Origin of the sequence: Streptomyces sp. NPDC003036 (genome assembly GCF_040611175.1) — a bacterium.
Lineage (GTDB): Bacteria > Actinomycetota > Actinomycetes > Streptomycetales > Streptomycetaceae > Streptomyces.
This window is the reverse complement of sequence record NZ_JBEXNO010000018.1, coordinates 96,587-112,337: the sequence shown is the minus strand read 5'-3', so window position 1 is coordinate 112,337 and position 15,751 is coordinate 96,587. Positions and strand designations below refer to the sequence as shown.

General features: G+C 72.8%; 16 protein-coding genes and 1 pseudogene. 12 read left to right on the top strand and 5 right to left on the bottom strand.

The features are described from left to right. The first annotated feature begins 7 nt into the window (after window positions 1-7). The 3 genes and pseudogenes from dnaJ to ABZX67_RS15905 form a co-directional block, all read left to right on the top strand. A complete protein-coding gene (gene dnaJ, locus ABZX67_RS15915; protein ID WP_355359968.1) occupies window positions 8-1,192 on the top strand; it encodes a molecular chaperone DnaJ in 1,185 nt (394 codons plus the stop codon). A 7-nt stretch (window positions 1,193-1,199) separates the two neighbouring features. Further along, window positions 1,200-1,652 (top strand): helix-turn-helix domain-containing protein, encoded by a 453-nt coding sequence (locus tag ABZX67_RS15910; protein ID WP_355359965.1) that lies wholly within the window; start codon window positions 1,200-1,202, stop codon window positions 1,650-1,652. A gap of 16 nt (window positions 1,653-1,668) precedes the next feature. Continuing rightward, window positions 1,669-2,040, top strand: a pseudogene (locus ABZX67_RS15905) (DUF4232 domain-containing protein); the annotation flags it as partial. Window positions 2,041-2,220: 180 nt separating this feature from the next. On the opposite strand, the gene ABZX67_RS15900 reads toward ABZX67_RS15905, so the two are convergent. Next, window positions 2,221-3,201, bottom strand: coding sequence for a helix-turn-helix transcriptional regulator (locus ABZX67_RS15900; RefSeq protein WP_355359962.1), 981 nt, complete (start codon window positions 3,199-3,201; stop codon window positions 2,221-2,223). A gap of 131 nt (window positions 3,202-3,332) precedes the next feature. Here ABZX67_RS15900 and ABZX67_RS15895 point away from each other — a divergent pair, with 131 nt between their 5' ends. Both ABZX67_RS15895 and ABZX67_RS15890 read left to right on the top strand, forming a co-directional pair. Beyond that, window positions 3,333-3,614: a hypothetical protein gene (locus ABZX67_RS15895; RefSeq protein WP_355359959.1), complete on the top strand. Its 282-nt coding sequence runs from the start codon at window positions 3,333-3,335 to the stop codon at window positions 3,612-3,614. Next, complete coding sequence (locus ABZX67_RS15890; protein WP_073756807.1) at window positions 3,611-3,928, top strand: (2Fe-2S)-binding protein; 318 nt, start codon at window positions 3,611-3,613, stop codon at window positions 3,926-3,928. The genes ABZX67_RS15895 and ABZX67_RS15890 overlap by 4 nt, the downstream gene beginning before the upstream one ends. Before the next feature lie 117 nt (window positions 3,929-4,045). Here the strand turns inward: ABZX67_RS15890 and ABZX67_RS15885 are convergent, their stop codons facing one another. After that, window positions 4,046-4,459 (bottom strand): TIGR03618 family F420-dependent PPOX class oxidoreductase, encoded by a 414-nt coding sequence (locus ABZX67_RS15885; RefSeq protein WP_355359955.1) that lies wholly within the window; start codon window positions 4,457-4,459, stop codon window positions 4,046-4,048. A 115-nt stretch (window positions 4,460-4,574) separates the two neighbouring features. On the opposite strand from ABZX67_RS15885, the gene clpB reads away from it, so the two are divergent. Continuing rightward, the gene (clpB, locus tag ABZX67_RS15880; protein ID WP_355359952.1) at window positions 4,575-7,175 is read left to right on the top strand and encodes an ATP-dependent chaperone ClpB; all 2,601 of its coding nucleotides are present in this window, start codon (window positions 4,575-4,577) and stop codon (window positions 7,173-7,175) included. Window positions 7,176-7,202: 27 nt separating this feature from the next. Here clpB and ABZX67_RS15875 read toward each other — a convergent pair whose 3' ends face one another. Further along, window positions 7,203-7,655: a hypothetical protein gene (locus tag ABZX67_RS15875; protein ID WP_355359949.1), complete on the bottom strand. Its 453-nt coding sequence runs from the start codon at window positions 7,653-7,655 to the stop codon at window positions 7,203-7,205. A gap of 106 nt (window positions 7,656-7,761) precedes the next feature. On the opposite strand from ABZX67_RS15875, the gene ABZX67_RS15870 reads away from it, so the two are divergent. Beyond that, window positions 7,762-8,304 (top strand): YbjN domain-containing protein, encoded by a 543-nt coding sequence (locus ABZX67_RS15870; RefSeq protein ID WP_355359946.1) that lies wholly within the window; start codon window positions 7,762-7,764, stop codon window positions 8,302-8,304. Between the two features lie 4 nt (window positions 8,305-8,308). On the opposite strand, the gene ABZX67_RS15865 is transcribed toward ABZX67_RS15870, so the two are convergent. Together ABZX67_RS15865 and ABZX67_RS15860 are read right to left on the bottom strand one after the other, a co-directional pair. Further along, window positions 8,309-9,361, bottom strand: coding sequence for a hypothetical protein (locus tag ABZX67_RS15865; RefSeq protein ID WP_355359943.1), 1,053 nt, complete (start codon window positions 9,359-9,361; stop codon window positions 8,309-8,311). A gap of 276 nt (window positions 9,362-9,637) precedes the next feature. Beyond that, window positions 9,638-10,831, bottom strand: a complete 1,194-nt coding sequence (locus ABZX67_RS15860) for a pyridoxal phosphate-dependent aminotransferase (RefSeq protein ID WP_355359940.1) — start codon at window positions 10,829-10,831, stop codon at window positions 9,638-9,640. A 486-nt stretch (window positions 10,832-11,317) separates the two neighbouring features. On the opposite strand from ABZX67_RS15860, the gene ABZX67_RS15855 reads away from it, so the two are divergent. The 5 genes from ABZX67_RS15855 to ABZX67_RS15835 all read left to right on the top strand — a co-directional run bounded on the left by ABZX67_RS15855 (window position 11,318) and on the right by ABZX67_RS15835 (window position 15,732). Further along, window positions 11,318-11,557: a hypothetical protein gene (locus tag ABZX67_RS15855; protein ID WP_355359937.1), complete on the top strand. Its 240-nt coding sequence runs from the start codon at window positions 11,318-11,320 to the stop codon at window positions 11,555-11,557. A 323-nt stretch (window positions 11,558-11,880) separates the two neighbouring features. After that, entirely contained in the window at window positions 11,881-12,417 is a 537-nt protein-coding gene (locus ABZX67_RS15850; RefSeq protein WP_355359934.1) for a DUF2617 family protein, read from the top strand. A 68-nt stretch (window positions 12,418-12,485) separates the two neighbouring features. After that, complete coding sequence (locus ABZX67_RS15845; RefSeq protein ID WP_355360052.1) at window positions 12,486-14,036, top strand: polyamine aminopropyltransferase; 1,551 nt, start codon at window positions 12,486-12,488, stop codon at window positions 14,034-14,036. Between the two features lie 33 nt (window positions 14,037-14,069). After that, a complete protein-coding gene (locus ABZX67_RS15840) occupies window positions 14,070-14,903 on the top strand; it encodes an SRPBCC domain-containing protein (RefSeq protein ID WP_355359931.1) in 834 nt (277 codons plus the stop codon). 19 nt (window positions 14,904-14,922) lie between these two features. Then, the gene (locus ABZX67_RS15835) at window positions 14,923-15,732 is read left to right on the top strand and encodes an aldose 1-epimerase (RefSeq protein ID WP_355359929.1); all 810 of its coding nucleotides are present in this window, start codon (window positions 14,923-14,925) and stop codon (window positions 15,730-15,732) included. Window positions 15,733-15,751: the final 19 nt, after the last annotated feature.

The following is a 15,751-nucleotide window of genomic DNA, read 5'->3' as shown; positions in this document are numbered from 1 at the left end:
GACGTCGATGAGCACGAAGGACTTCGTCGAGAAGGACTACTACAAGGTTCTCGGCGTCCCCAAGGACGCCACCGAGGCGGAGATCAAGAAGGCGTACCGGAAGCTCGCCCGCGAGTTCCACCCGGACGCCAACAAGGGCGACGCCGCCGCCGAGGCGCGCTTCAAGGAGATCTCCGAGGCGAACGACGTCCTCGGCGACCCCAAGAAGCGCAAGGAGTACGACGAGGCCCGCGCCCTCTTCGGCAACGGCGGCTTCCGGCCCGGCCCCGGCGGCGCCGGCGGCACCTTCAACTTCGACCTGGGCGACCTCTTCGGCGGCGCCCAGGGCGGGGGCGGCGGTGCCGGCGGCTTCGGCGGCGGGCTCGGGGACGTCTTCGGCGGGCTCTTCGGCGGCGGCGCCCGGCCCGGTGCCGGCGCGCGGACGCAGCCGCGCCGGGGCCAGGACATCGAGACCGAGGTGACGCTCAGCTTCACCGAGGCGGTGGACGGGGCCACGGTCCCGCTGCGGATGTCCAGCCAGCAGCCCTGCAAGGCCTGTTCGGGCACGGGCGACAAGAACGGCACCCCGCGCGTCTGCCCGACCTGCGTCGGCACCGGCCAGGTGTCGCGCGGCACGGGCGGCGGCTTCTCGCTCACCGACCCCTGCCGGGACTGCAAGGGCCGCGGCCTGATCGCGGAGAACCCCTGCGAGGTGTGCCACGGCAGCGGCCGCGCCAAGTCCTCGCGCACCATGCAGGTCCGCATCCCGGCGGGCGTCGCCGACGGGCAGCGGATCCGGCTGCGGGGCAAGGGCGCGCCCGGCGAGCGCGGCGGCCCGGCCGGCGACCTGTACGTGGCGGTCCACGTGGACGCCCACCCGGTCTTCGGCCGCAAGGGCGACAACCTCACCGTCACGGTGCCGGTCTCGTACGACGAGGCGGCGCTCGGCGGGGAGATCAGGGTCCCGACCCTCGGCGGGCCGCCGGTCACGCTGAAGATCCCGGCCGGTACGCCCAACGGCCGTACGATGCGCGCCCGCGGCAAGGGCGCGGTGCGCAAGGACGGTACGCGCGGGGACCTGCTCGTCACCGTCGAGGTGGCGGTGCCGAAGGACCTCAACGACAAGGCGCGCGAGGCGCTGGAGACGTACCGTCAGGCGATGGCGGGTGAGGATCCGCGAGCTGAGCTGTTCCAGGCCGCGAAGGGGGCTTGAGATGGTGATGGACGGACGTCGACGCAATCCGTACGAGCTGACCGATGACACGCCGGTCTACGTCATCTCGGTGGCGGCCCAGCTGAGCGGGCTGCACCCGCAGACGCTGCGGCAGTACGACCGGCTCGGTCTGGTCTCGCCGGACCGTACGGCGGGCCGTGGCCGGCGCTACTCCGCCCGCGACATCGAGCTGCTCCGCCAGGTGCAGCAGCTGTCGCAGGACGAGGGCATCAACCTGGCCGGCATCAAGCGGATCATCGAGCTGGAGAACCAGGTCGCCGCGCTCCAGGCCCGGGTCGCCGAGCTCAGCGCGGCGGTCGAGGGCGCGGCGGCGGCGATGCGCCAGCGCGAGGCCCAGGTGCACGCTTCCTACCGGCGCGACCTCGTGCCGTACCAGGACGTGCAGCAGGCGAGCGCGCTGGTGGTGTGGCGTCCGGCCACCAAGCGAGCCGAGCAGTAATCCCGAGCGGCAACAGCTGTTCCCAAGGGCCCCCTTCGGCGTACGGAGGGGGCCTTTAGGCTGTCCGGACGCGTACCCCGAGACGCCTGCCGACGGCGGCGCTGCTGGTGGCTCTGGCGGCCCTCGTGGCGGCCTGCGACGACGAGAGGGGCGCGGCGGGCCTCTGCCGGTCCGTACGACGGCCTCTCCGGCGCCCGAGGCGGCTGCCGAGGCGGCCGGCGCGTGCCCGGACTCCGGCGTACGGGTCTCCGCGGGCCTGGTGAACGCCGCCATGGGGGTGCGGGGCATGGGGGTGACGCTGCTCAACTGCGGTACGGAGCCGTTCGAGGTGAGCGGCTACCCCGCGCTCGAAGTCCTCGACGCGGAGCGGCGGAAGCACGACGTCACCGTACGGCTCGGCTCGAACCTCGACACCAGGGCGCGGCCCTCGGCGTTCGTGCTGCGTCCCGCCGCGGACTGTCGCGCCCGGCGACGGCGGCCCGCTGGACCTCGGCCACACCGACGCGGTCGAGACCACCGCGTGGGCCAGGCCTGCGGGCTGATCGGTCCGGTCGATCGGTCCCGTCGGTCAGTCGCCGTGCTCCAGGATGCCGGACTGGGCGATGAGGTAGCCGAGTTGCGCCCGGCTGCCGCTGCCGAGCGCGGAGGCCAGCTTGGCGATGTGCGCCCGGCAGGTGCGGACGTTCATGCCGAGGCGCCGCGCGATCGCCTCGTCCACGTGGCCCTCGACGAGCAGTTTGGCGATGGAGCGCTGGACGCCGCTGATGCCGTGGGGGTGGGGCTCGTAGGTGACGGGCTTCTCCAGGGGGATGGCCTGGAGCCAGAACTGCTCGAAGACGCCGACCAGGTACTCCACGAGCCCCGGGTGGCGCAGCTCCAGGGCGACCTGGCGGTCGCGGCTGGCGGGGACGAAGGCGACCTTCCGGTCCACGATGATGAGCCGGTCGATGATCTCCTCCAGCGTGCGCACCTCCACCTCGGGCCCGATGCGCTCCAGGTAGGCCAGGGTGATGGGCTGGTGGCGGGCCGTGTGCTGGTAGAGGGTCCGCATCTTGATGCCCCGGCCCAGGAGCGGCCGTACCCGGCGCAGGGCCTCGCCGAAGGTGTGGGCGCTGCGGCCGCTGCCGGGCTGTACGGTCAGGAGCTCCACCGAGCAGTCGGCGACGGCGCGGTCCAGGCTGGCGTTGATGCGCTTCAGGCCCTCCAGCACGCTGATGGCGTGGGTGGTGGACGGCATCTGCGCGCTGACCGCCATGAATGGCTCGAAAGCGTCGGCGAGGGCGAGGGTGAGCCGTCTGCGCTCCTGTATCTCCTTCTCTATCGGCAGTATCAGGTGGGCCAGCGCCGTGGACGGCGGCACGGGCCGCAGCCACTGTGCGTCGTCGGGGTCCGGTCGCAGCAGGTCCAGGTCGAGGAGACACGGGGCCGGCGCGACCTCGGCACGCGCGATGCGCCCGGCGCGAAGAGCGTCCGCGTAGAGCTGGGAACCCGTCTCGCAGAGCTCGAAGTGACTATGGGGATGTCCGTGTCCATCCCGATCCGGTTGCATATGTACACCCCCAGGCTTTTTCCGATTCAGGAACATGATGCATTGAGCCAGTGGTGAAAGCGTGGGGAGTGAGTCATCGTCATGACTGCGGGGGAGCGGGATGAATTACCGTCAAGTGAGGTTGCTCGGTCATGGCCAAGAAGCTCATACACGCCGTCGCCGGCGTCGCGCTCTTCGCTGCTGCAGGGGTGGGAATCGCGGTGTCCGCCGAGGATCCCGGCTGGGGCGCGGGGACGACGCACGTCGCTGCGGCCCTGGACCCCGGGTGGGGTGGAGCGACTCCGCTCGCCGCCGAAGCCCTGGACCCCGGTTGGGGTGCGAAGGCTCCGCTCGCCGCCGAAGCCCTGGACCCGGGCTGGGGCGGGACCGCTCCGGCCGCCAACGATCCCGGTTGGGGGTCCGCGGGCGCATGAACGTTCCCGACGACTCGCGCTTCCGTCGCGAGATGGCGTCGGCCTACCGCTCCGGGTGGCATTTCATCGACCTCGTCACGGCCGTGCCGCACAGTGGCGATTCGTTGATGGTCACCCTCTTCGGTGAGCCCATCGTCATCACGCGAGGCGACGACGAGGACATCCGCGCCTACCGCTGCCTGCGCCGGCCCCGCGGGGCCCCACAGCCCGTCCGGTGCGCCATTCGCTACGGCATGATTTTCGTCAACCTCGACCAGCGTGACCACCAGCTCGTCGAGCCGGAGACCACCACCGCCACCCCCCGCAGCGCCTGAGCGGTTCCCCCGTCGTTGTAAATCGCTCAGGTGCTTCCCCCACACAGCGGCACCATCGTGACCTGAACACGATGGTGCCGCTGTGCTTTTTGCCTTCTTGGACCTGTTGTGTCCGGGTCAGGCGCGGCCCATGGCGCGCGTGAGTGCGATCTCGATGACGACCCGGTCGGGGTTGGGCGAGGGTGTGCGGCCGTAGCGCTCCGCGTACCGGGCGACCGCGTCCGCGACGACGTCCGGCTCCGTACGGATCCGGGCCACGCCCTCCAGCGTGGCCCAGCGCCCCTTGTCGACCTGGCAGACCGCGACCCGCGCCCCGTCGGCGCCCGCCGCGAGCACGTTGGCGACCTTGCGGCTGTGCTTGTTGGTGATCACCCGGGCGATGCCCTTCTCGCCGCCCTCGGGGTCGTACGTCACGCCCACCGCGACGACGTGCGGTGTGCCGTCCGGGCGGGGCGTGGTGAGGGTGCACATGTGGTACTCGCGCCAGAAGCCGAGGTACGAGTCGCCGGGGTTACGGGGGTCTATGGCCATGTGCCGGAACCTACCGGGGGTGGCTTCCGCGAGCCAGCTTGAGTGGAATAGACTCAACTTTGTGTACGTTGGATGAGTCAAAGCCAGGAATGGAAGAAGAGGAGGAGACGTCGACGTGGACGCCGAGCTGACCAACCGGAGCCGGGACGCGCTCAACGCGGCCACCAGCCGTGCCGTGTCCGACGGGCACCCCGACCTGACCCCCGCGCACCTGCTGCTCGCGCTGCTCGAGGGCCAGGACAACGAGAACATCATCGACCTGCTCGCCGCCGTCGACGCCGACCAGGCCTCGCTGCGCTCGGGTGCCGAGCGGCTGCTCGCCGCCCAGCCCAGCGTCACCGGCTCCACCGTCGCCCCGCCCCAGCCCAACCGCGACCTGCTCGCCGTCGTCGCCGACGCCACGCAGCGCGCCAAGGAGCTCGGCGACGACTACGTGTCGACCGAACACCTGCTCATCGGGGTCGCCGCCAAGGGCGGCCCGGCGGGCGAACTGCTGGAGCGGCAGGGCGCCGGGGCGCGCAAGCTGCTGGACGCCTTCGAGAAGGCGAGGGGAGGACGCCGCGTGACCACACCGGACCCGGAGGGCCAGTACAAGGCCCTCGAGAAGTTCGGCACCGACTTCACCGCCGCGGCCCGCGAAGGGAAGCTGGACCCGGTCATCGGCCGGGACCAGGAGATCCGCCGCGTCGTGCAGGTGCTGTCCCGCCGCACCAAGAACAACCCCGTGCTCATCGGCGAGCCCGGCGTCGGCAAGACCGCCGTGGTGGAGGGCCTCGCCCAGCGCATCGTCAAGGGCGACGTCCCGGAGAGCCTGAAGAACAAGCGGCTGGTCGCGCTCGACCTCGGCGCGATGGTCGCGGGCGCGAAGTACCGCGGCGAGTTCGAGGAGCGGCTGAAGACCGTCCTGTCCGAGATCAAGGCGAGCGACGGCCAGATCATCACCTTCATCGACGAGCTGCACACGGTCGTCGGCGCGGGCGCCGGCGGCGACTCCGCCATGGACGCGGGCAACATGCTCAAGCCCATGCTCGCCCGCGGCGAGCTGCGCATGGTCGGCGCCACCACCCTCGACGAGTACCGCGAGCGCATCGAGAAGGACCCCGCCCTGGAGCGCCGCTTCCAGCAGGTCCTGGTCGCCGAGCCGAGCGTCGAGGACACCATCGCGATCCTGCGCGGCCTGAAGGGCCGGTACGAGGCCCACCACAAGGTCCAGATCGCCGACTCGGCGCTCGTCGCCGCGGCCACGCTCTCGGACCGCTACATCACCTCCCGCTTCCTGCCGGACAAGGCCATCGACCTCGTCGACGAGGCCGCGTCCCGGCTGCGCATGGAGATCGACTCCTCGCCCGTCGAGATCGACGAGCTCCAGCGCTCCGTCGACCGCCTGCGCATGGAGGAGCTCGCGCTCAAGAACGAGTCCGACCCCGCGTCCGTGCAGCGCCTGGAGAAGCTGCGCCGCGACCTCGCCGACCGCGAGGAGGAGCTGCGCGGCCTGACCGCCCGCTGGGAGAAGGAGAAGCAGGGCCTCAACCGCGTCGGTGAGCTGAAGGAGAAGCTCGACGACCTGCGCGGCCAGGCCGAGCGCGCCCAGCGCGACGGCGACTTCGACACCGCGTCCAAGCTGCTGTACGGCGAGATCCCGGCCGTCGAGCGGGAGCTGGAGGCGGCCACCGAGGCCGAGCAGGAAGCGGCGAAGACCGGTGACCGGAAGAGCACGATGGTCAAGGACGAGGTCGGCGCCGACGACATCGCCGACGTGGTCGGCGCCTGGACCGGCATCCCGGCCGGGCGCCTGCTGGAGGGCGAGACCCAGAAGCTGCTGCGCATGGAGGACGAGCTCGGCCGCCGCCTGATCGGCCAGACCGAGGCCGTACGGGCGGTGTCGGACGCGGTCCGCCGCACCCGCGCCGGGATCTCCGACCCCGACCGGCCCACCGGATCGTTCCTCTTCCTCGGCCCCACCGGTGTCGGCAAGACCGAGCTGGCCAAGGCGCTCGCCGACTTCCTCTTCGACGACGAGCGGGCCATGGTCCGCATCGACATGAGCGAGTACGGCGAGAAGCACAGCGTCTCCCGGCTCGTCGGCGCGCCCCCCGGCTACGTCGGCTACGAGGAGGGCGGCCAGCTCACCGAGGCCGTGCGCCGCCGCCCGTACAGCGTGGTGCTGCTGGACGAGGTGGAGAAGGCCCACCCGGAGGTCTTCGACATCCTGCTCCAGGTCCTGGACGACGGACGGCTGACCGACGGCCAGGGCCGTACGGTCGACTTCCGCAACACCATCCTCATCCTCACCTCCAACCTGGGCAGCCACTTCCTGATGGACCCGGTCACCCCGGAGGAGCAGAAGAAGGAGCAGGTGCTGGAGGTCGTCCGCGCCTCCTTCAAGCCGGAGTTCCTCAACCGACTGGACGACATCGTCGTCTTCTCGGCCCTCGACCGCGAGCAGCTCGCCCACATCGCGAAGCTCCAGATCGCACGCCTGGCGGCGCGCCTCGCCGAGCGGCGCCTCACCCTGGACGTCACCCCCGAGGCCCTGGACTGGCTCGCCATCGAGGGCTTCGACCCGGCGTACGGCGCCCGCCCGCTGCGCCGCCTGGTCCAGACGGCGATCGGCGACCGCCTCGCCAAGGAGATCCTCGCGGGCGAGGTCAGGGACGGCGACACGGTCCGCGTCGACCGCGCGGACGACGGCCTGGTCGTGGGCGCGGTGCGGTAGCGCAAGGCCCGGCGGAAGGCACCGGCGCTACGTGCCGTGGGCGAAGAGGCGTACGAGGGCGGTCTCCCCGTCCTCGTACGTCACCTCCAGGCCCACGGCCGAGAGGTCCGCGTCGCCGTACTCCGCGTGCAGGCACAGGTCCGTGTCGCAGGACCCGGCGCGGGGCTCCGCCGCCGGCCAGGTCTTCGCGATCCAGGGCTCCGCGGCGGCACGCTCCATCCGGAACTCGGCCCTGACGTAGGTGTCCTGCCAGTGGGCGCCCGAGCAGCGGGCGTCGCGGGCGCCCTCGGGCAGGGCGCCCCGGGCGTAGGCCATCGCCTTGTCACAGGGCACCGGCTGCTCCCGGCCGGACTCGCTCAGGGAGTACGCGCCCCACGCGAGACAGCCGGCCGGCAGCCCCAGGACCGCCGGCAGGGCCAGGCATATCCATCCCCAGCGCGTACCGCGCCGCTTCTCTTCTTTTCCGCTCTTCCCCGTCATGAGCACGGAATCATGTCAGCCGGCAGCGGATCGCCGCCGTCCGCGCTTGCCACGTCCGGGCGGGGATGGGAGAGGATGGCCGCAATCGTACGAAGGGAAATTCACGGTGAGCATCGACCCGTCCTCGATTCCGAATTTCGGGGGCCAGCCCCAGCCGCAGCAGGCCGCAGGACCGGCGGGCCCCGTCGTCCCGGACCAGGATCTCGTCAAGCAGCTCCTCGAGCAGATGGAGCTGAAGTACGTCGTCGACGACGAGGGCGACCTCGCGGCGCCCTGGGAGGAGTTCCGCACGTACTTCATGTTCCGCGGCGAGGGCGACCAGCAGGTCTACTCGGTGCGGACCTTCTACGACCGGGCGCACCCGGTCGAGAACAAGGAGAAGATCCTCGAGACGATCGACGACTGGAACCGCCGCACCCTGTGGCCGAAGGTCTACTCGCACCTGCACGAGGACGAGCAGGGCGGCGCCACCGTCCGGCTCATCGGCGAGGCACAGATGCTGATCGGCACCGGGGTCAACCTGGAGCACTTCGTGCAGTCGACGGTCAGCTGGGTGCGGGCGTCCATCGAGTTCGACAAGTGGCTCGTGGAGCAGTTCGGCCTGGAGGGCGCCGAGGGCGCCGGCGGCCCGGACGGGGACGCCGAATAGGCGGTCACAGGGCCATGGTGGCGAGCGTGAGCACGTACGCCCCGTAGGCGAACGACAGCCCGGCCAGGGCGGCGGTCACCACGACCGCCGCCCCCGGCCGGGCTTTCCGCAGCGCGTACGCCACCGGCACCAGCAGCGGGAACGCCGGCAGCAGGAAACGCGGCTTCGACTCGAAGAACCCGGAGCCGCCGACCGCGATGACCACCAGCACCGCCGTGTAGACGACCAGCGGCAGCGGCGGCCGGTCCAGCAGGAAGAGCGCGAGGAGCACCACCCCGACGGCCGTCAGCGCCAGCGACATGGTGAAGCCGAGGTCCATGGGGCGGGTGACGACGGTGCGGACGAAGCGCAGGGTGCCGACCCCGAAGTCGAACCGCGACGTCCAGCCGGCCTGCACCGCGAAGTAGCCGCCCAGCAGATCGCCGCGGCGCGCGCCCACCCACAGCACGTAGCCCGCCCAGCCGGCCGGGGCCAGCGCGGCCCCCGCCCACACCCGCCAGTCGGTCCGGCTGCGTGCGTCCCGCACCAGGGCGCAGACGGCCGTCACCACCACCGCCGCCGCGACGGCGACCCCGTTCGGGCGCGCCGCGCCCGCCAGGGCCGCGAGCGCCCCCGCCCACAGCCAGTGCCGGGTCAGCACCGCGTACAGCGCCCAGGCCGCGAAGGCGGTCATCACCGGCTCCGTGTACGCCATCGACAGCACGATCGAGTGCGGCAGCAGCCCCCACAGCGCCACCAGCGCGGTCGCCACGCCCCGCCCGTACAGCCGCTCGCCGATCCGGAAGATGCCCCAGGCGGCCGCGCCCGCCGCCGTCCAGGAGACCAGCAGCCCGGCGGTGCCGCCCGTGACCGGCAGGACCGCCGTCACCACGCGGACGAGCCCGGGGTAGAGCGGGAAGAACGCCAGGTCGGACTGGACCGCGCCGTCCGGCCAGTACAGCGTCCTGCCGTAGCCGTGGGCGGCGATCCGCAGGTACCAGTCGGAGTCCCAGGAACCGGCGAGCAGCGCGCGCGGCGAGCGGCCGGTGTGCCAGGCCCACAGCGCCATCACCAGCATCCCGGTCAGCCGGGCGGCGGCGAACAGCCCCAGCGCGGGCGCGGCCCGGTGCAGCGCGGCGAGGGGCCGCCAGGCCGCGCTCGGCGCGCCGGGGCGGAAGGTCTCGGCGGACGTCTCGGCGGACAGGGTGCACCTCCGTGCGCGTGCGCGGGACGGTTCACCCCGACCCTGTGCGGAGCACGGCGGCGGCGCGAGCGCAGAGGATCCGCCCGGGTGGTCGCCGCCCCGGCCGGGTCCCCCGCGCGCGTGTCGCCGTGACAGCGGCCCGACGAGCGGCTACAGCCGCTTGAGCGCCTGGAGCCGGTCCGCCGCCTCGCGGAGCAGTCCCTCCGATTTGCAGAAGGCGAACCGCACATGGGCGCGGCCGGCCTCCGGGTCGTCGTAGAAGACCATCGTCGGCACCGCGACCACGCCGCACCGCTCCGGCAGGCTCCGGCAGAAGGCCAGGCCGTCCTTCTCGCCGAGCGGGGTGATGTCGGCGGTGATGAAGTACGTGCCCTGCGGCCGGAAGACCCGGAACCCCACCTCCGCGAGGGAGCCGGCGAGCAGGTCGCGCTTGGCGCCCAGGTCCGCGCGGAGGCCGGTGAAGTAGGCCTCCGGCAGGCGCAGCGCCTCGGCGACGGCGTACTGGAAGGGGCCCGCGCTCACATAGGTGAGGTACTGCTTGGCGGTGCGGACGGCCGTCACGAGCGGGGCGGACGCGGTCACCCAGCCGACCTTCCAGCCCGTGTACGAGAACGTCTTGCCCGCGGAGGACAGGGTCACGGTCCGCTCGCGCATGCCGGGGAAGGTCGCGAGGGGCACGTGCTCGGCGGTGTCGAAGACGAGGTGCTCGTACACCTCGTCGGTGACGACGAGCAGGTCGCGCTCGACGGCGAGCGCGGCGATGGCGGCGAGCTCCTCGCGGGTGAGGACGGTGCCGGTGGGGTTGTGCGGGGTGTTGAGCAGGATGAGGCGGGTGCGGTCGGTGACCGCGGCCCGCAGCTCGTCCAGGTCGAGCGTGAACCGGTCCCCGGACGGCCGCAGCATGACCGGGACGCGGGTGCCGCCCGCCATCGCGATGCAGGCGGCGTACGAGTCGTAGTACGGCTCCAGCGCGATCACCTCGTCGCCCGGCTCGACCAGTGCCAGCAGGGCCGCCGCGATGCCCTCCGTGGCGCCGGCCGTGACGAGGACCTCGGTGTCGGGGTCGTACGCCAGGCCGTAGCGGCTGCGCTGGTGCTCGGCGACGGCGGTGCGCAGCTCCGGGATGCCGGGGCCGGGCGGGTACTGGTTGCCGCGGCCGTCGCGCAGGGCGCGCACCGCCGCTTCCCGGACCTCCTCGGGACCGTCGGTGTCGGGGAAGCCCTGGCCCAGGTTGATGGAGCCGGTGCGGACGGCCAGCGCGGACATCTCCGCGAAGATCGTCGTGCCGAAGGCGGCGAGGCGGCGGTTCAGCAGGGGGCGCGGCGGTCGCGGCGGCAGTGTCATGGCGGCCATCCTGAGCCGAACCTCTGGACTGGCTCAAGTCTGCTTTCACCGCCGTGTGGCCGGGGGATCCCCCCGCCATGGAAGCGATCCTGTATGTGGCGGCGGTCGTCGCCATCGTGGGTGGTGTGGTCCTGGCGGTCGTCAGGTCCGAGGAGAGGGTCCAGGAGATACGGGGCAGCGGGAGCGGCAGCTGGTGGGCGGGTGATAGCCCGTACGTGCCGAGGACGCCGGCGAAGCCGGCCCGCTCCTCGTCGAGCGCGTCCGGCGCGTCGTCCGGCGCGTCGTCCGGCTCTTCGTCCTGTTCCAGCTCCTCCTCCGGCGCCTTGTGCTCCAGCTCCTCGTCCTGTTCGAGCTCCTGCGGCTCGTCCTGCGGTGGCGGCGGGGGCGGGTGCAGCTGAAACCTCTGGACTTGCTCAATTCCGATTGGGGCGGGGGACGGTGGGGGCATCCCCCACTCACGTATGACGACGGGGGAAGGGGAAGCCCATGGACATCGGTCCGATCGTGGTCGCGGCGGGCCTGGCCACGCTGGTGATCGTGCTCGCCGCGCGCGCCGGGGACAGCGGCGGCCGGCCGCGGAGCTCGCGCCGGCGCGGCAACAGCTGGTGGGCGGGGGGCGGGGGAGGCTCCTCGTGCGGCGGTGGCTCGTCCTGTGGCGGCAGCTCCTCCTCCTGCGGCGGCGGTGGTGGTGGCGGAGGGGGCGGATGCGGTGGCGGAGGCGGCTGACACGGGGCAGCCGGTCCGCGACACCACTGAGGGGGTCCGGCGCCGCACAACTCGCGCCGGGCTCCCTTGCGTTGACCGTTTGTAGGGTCTACCGGTCCATTTATGTTGAACAGTTGAACCGTCAGGCCCCCCAAGGGATGGAAACCACAGCAAGTTGGGTAAAACCGCTGTGAGTCACTCGCAGTTCGTGATTCCCTCGCTGTCGAAACCATCCAGTCCTCGGACCTCGTGAGTGGACCCCGAGGCGGAGATGCGCCGGTCCCTCTGAAGCCTTCCCGGGACGCCCCCGTCCACCCGTCAAACCGTGTTTGCGGAGACGACCCATGCTCACGACGCTCAACACCGCGTACACCGACACGCGCGCCGACGACCTGGCCTGGGCGCTGGGGCGCGAGGCGCTGCCCGCCCTCGCCGTGCTCGATCTCGAACTCGGCGGCGCCACGATCCAGTTGAGACTTCTCGGCGCCTCGCACCAGGTCCTGCTGGAGGAGGAGCGGGGCAGATGCTCGGAGACCGTGGCCTGCATGCCGGGCAGCAGCACGCCGCTGCCGCTGGGCGTGGCCGAGCGGATCGGTGCGTGGGAGTACGAGTTCGCCGCCCGCGTCGAGACGTTGTCCGAGGGGTCGTTCGCCGGGCGCGCGCAGGAGCTGCTCGCGCTCGTGGCGGACCATCCCCACGGCCTCGCCGGTACGTTCCCGGGCTCGCCGCACGCCTTCACGGCGATGCTGGCGCAGCGGCAGGAAGGCCAGGTGCGGTGGCGCACCTGGCACGCGTACCCGCAGGAGGGGCAGCTGGTCGTCACCAGGACGAGGGTGGGCGTCCGTATGCCTGCACCGCGGGAAGTCCACCCGTGTGGGTGACGAGTGGTCACCAGGGCGCGACGTAGCGTTATGGAGTGATCGAAGCACCGTCCGCCTCCCGCACCGCCGTGCCGCCGTCCGCGCGGGCCGCGGCGGCCCTGCCCCTGCGGCAGCGCGCGGGGCGGTTCCTGGTGCTGTTCGCGGTCTTCGTCTGCGCCGCCTGCGGGCTGGTGTACGAGCTGGAGCTGGTCGCCCTCGCGTCGTATCTCATCGGGGACTCCGTCACTCAGGCGTCCGTCGTGCTGTCCGTGATGGTCTTCGCGATGGGCGTGGGGGCGCTGCTCGCCAAGCGGCTGCGCTGCCGCGCGGCAGTCGGCTTCGGTCTCGTCGAGGCCGCGCTGGCGCTGGTCGGCGGCTGCTCGGCGCTGGTGCTGTACGCCGCGTTCGCGTGGGCGGGCGGGGCGCGGGAGGCACTCGTCGCGTTCTCGCTCGCGATCGGCGTGCTGATCGGCGCCGAGATACCGCTGCTGATGACGCTGATCCAGCGGATCTCGCACCGCCCCGAGCAGGATCCGGGCGGCACGGTCGCGGATCTCTTCGCCGCGGACTACGTGGGAGCGCTCGTCGGCGGGCTGGCCTTCCCCTTCCTCCTGCTGCCGTGGCTGGGGCAGCTGACCAGCGCGTTGCTCACCGGGGCCGTCAACGTGGTCGCGGGCGGGGCGCTCGTGCTGTGGCTGTTCGCACGGGACCTGACGGGCCGTGAGCGGTGGCTCCTCGCCATCGCCAATGTGGTGGTCCTGGGAGTGCTGGCGACCGCGGCCGCCCTGGTCGACGACTTCGAGCGGGCGGCGCGGCGGGCGGTGTACGGCGAGCGGGTGCGGGTCGCCGTCCAGACGAGCGTCCAGGAAGTGGTGCTCACGGGCGGGGCGGACGAGCCGCCGGAGCTGTTCCTGGACGGGCGGCTGCGCGTCAGCGGGCACGACGAGCGGCGCTACCACGAGGCGCTGGTCCACCCGGCGATGCGCGGGCGGCACGGGCGCGTGCTGATCCTCGGCGGAGGCGACGGACTGGCGCTCCGCGAAGTCCTGCGGTACGCCGACGTCGAGGCGGTGACGGTGGTCGAGCTGGACCCCGGCGTGGTGCGCCTCGCCCGCACGGACCCGGCCCTCGCGCGGCTCAACGACCGCGCGTACGCCGACCCGAGGGTGCGGGTGGTGCACGCCGACGCCTTCCGCTGGCTGCGCGAGGCGGCGGAGCCGGGGGTGTACGACGTGGTGCTGTCGGACCTGCCGGACCCCGGCATCACCGCCTCCACCAAGCTCTACTCCCAGGAGTTCTACGGCCTGGCGGCGCGGGCGCTCGACGACAGCGGGCGGCTCGCCGTCCACGCGGGGCCGTCGGCGTCCCGGCCGCACGCCTACTGGACGGTGGACGCCACCCTGCGCGCGGCCGGCTTCTCGACCCGGGCGTACTGCGTCGCGGGGAGGCGCTCCGGCTTCGCCGCCGGGCCCGACCGCTCCACGGGCGGCGGGGCGGCGCCGGGCGACTGGGGGTTCCTCCTCGCGGCGGTGTCCGGCCCGCCGCCCTCGCCGGGCGCGCCGCCCGGGCACTGCTCCGGCCCCGCCCCCGCGGGGGAGCTGCCGCCCTCCACGCTGGTACACCCGCGGTACGCCGAGTGACGTGAGCGCCGGGCGTCGGTAGGCTCGGCTCCCATGGAGCATGAGGTGTTCGTTCCGGTCACCGTGCAAGCCGTCCGCGAGGTCCTGGCGGACCCCGCCCGCGTCGCCCGCTGCGTCCCAGGGCTCCAACAGGACGCCGACGCGTCGGCCGGCCCGCTGTCGGGCCGCCTCAAGGTGCGCGCCGGCGGTCACTCGATCACCTACCGCGGCACCCTGCGCGTCACCGAGCAGGAGGACGGCGTGTACGCCGTCGAGGGCGAGGGCACGGAGGTGCGCGGCTCCGGTTCGGTGAAGCTGGCCATGACGGTGCGTCCGGCGGAGGCCGAGGGCGGCACGACGCTCGCCATCACCGCGACCCTCCGGGCGGACGGCCGCCTGGCGGAACTCCCGGCCGACGCGACGGCCGCCACGGCACACCGCCTGCTGGACCGTTTCGCCGAGTCCCTGGCGAACACGGCCACGGCCCCCGACTGGTCCGCCTCTCCGGACGAGGACGAGGACGATGTTGACGTGGACGATGTCGACGTCGACGACGACGGGGTCGACGAGGGCGCCGAGACGCGGCTGTACGACACCCCCGTGCCTCCCTCCGCCCTGGACTCCCCGGCGGACGAGGACGAGGACGCCGACGCGTTCGGGCCGGACGAGCCCCCCGCCGAGGCCGCGCACGCGCGGCGGACCATGATCGGGCGCAGCGCCGAGGAGGTCGACCACGCGCCGCCGCGCGGGCGTTACGCGCCCACGCCGGGTCCGGAGGCCGCGTCGGCCACCGCGACCCTGCGGTGGCTGGCCCCCGCCGCCGCGCTCGCGCTCGCGTCCGCCGTGGTCGCCGGGCGCGCGCTGCGGCGCCGGAACCGGCGGAAGTAGTGTCGGTGGTGTGACTGACGTGACCAGTAGCAGCGCCGAGAGCGCGCGCGTCCGGCTCGTGGCCGGAGACGCGGAGTTGACCGTCCGCCCGGACAACGGGTGCCGTATCGAGAGCCTCCGTATCGCCGGCACGGAACTGCTCCGGCAGGGCGAGCGGTACGGCTCCTTCCCGATGGTGCCGTGGTGCGGGCGGGTCGCGAACGGCCGGTTCCTGAACGGCGCGACGCGCCACCAGCTGCGCCTGAACGCGCCCCCGCACGCCATTCACGGCACCGGTCGCGACGCCGCTTGGCACACCGCACGCGCCGACAAGGCGGAGGCGGCGTTCACGTACGACCTCGCCGAGCCGTGGCCGTACCCGGGGCGGGTCACCCAGATCTTCGAGCTGACCGAGGACGCGCTGACCCTGCGGCTCGGCGTCGAGACGTACGGCGACTCCTTCCCGGCGCAGGCCGGCTGGCACCCCTGGTTCAACCGCACCCTTGACGGTGACGGCGAGGAGGTGCGCCTCGACTTCACCGCCGCCTGGCAGGAGGAGCGCGGGGACGACCACCTGCCCACCGGGCGCCGGATCGACCCGCGGACCGGCCCCTGGGACGACTGCTTCGGCATGCCCGACGGCGTGGACGTCACCCTCACCTGGCCCGGGCGCCTGGAGCTCAAGGTCACCAGCCGCGCCGAGTGGGTGGTCGTCTACGACGAGCAGGAGGAAGCCGTCTGCGTCGAGCCCCAGTCGGGCCCGCCCAACGGCCTCAACACCCACCCGCGCCTGGTCACGCCCATCGAGCCGCTGGAGATCGAGTCCACCTGGGCGTGGCGGCGGCTGTGAGCGGTGGCTGTCAGCGGCG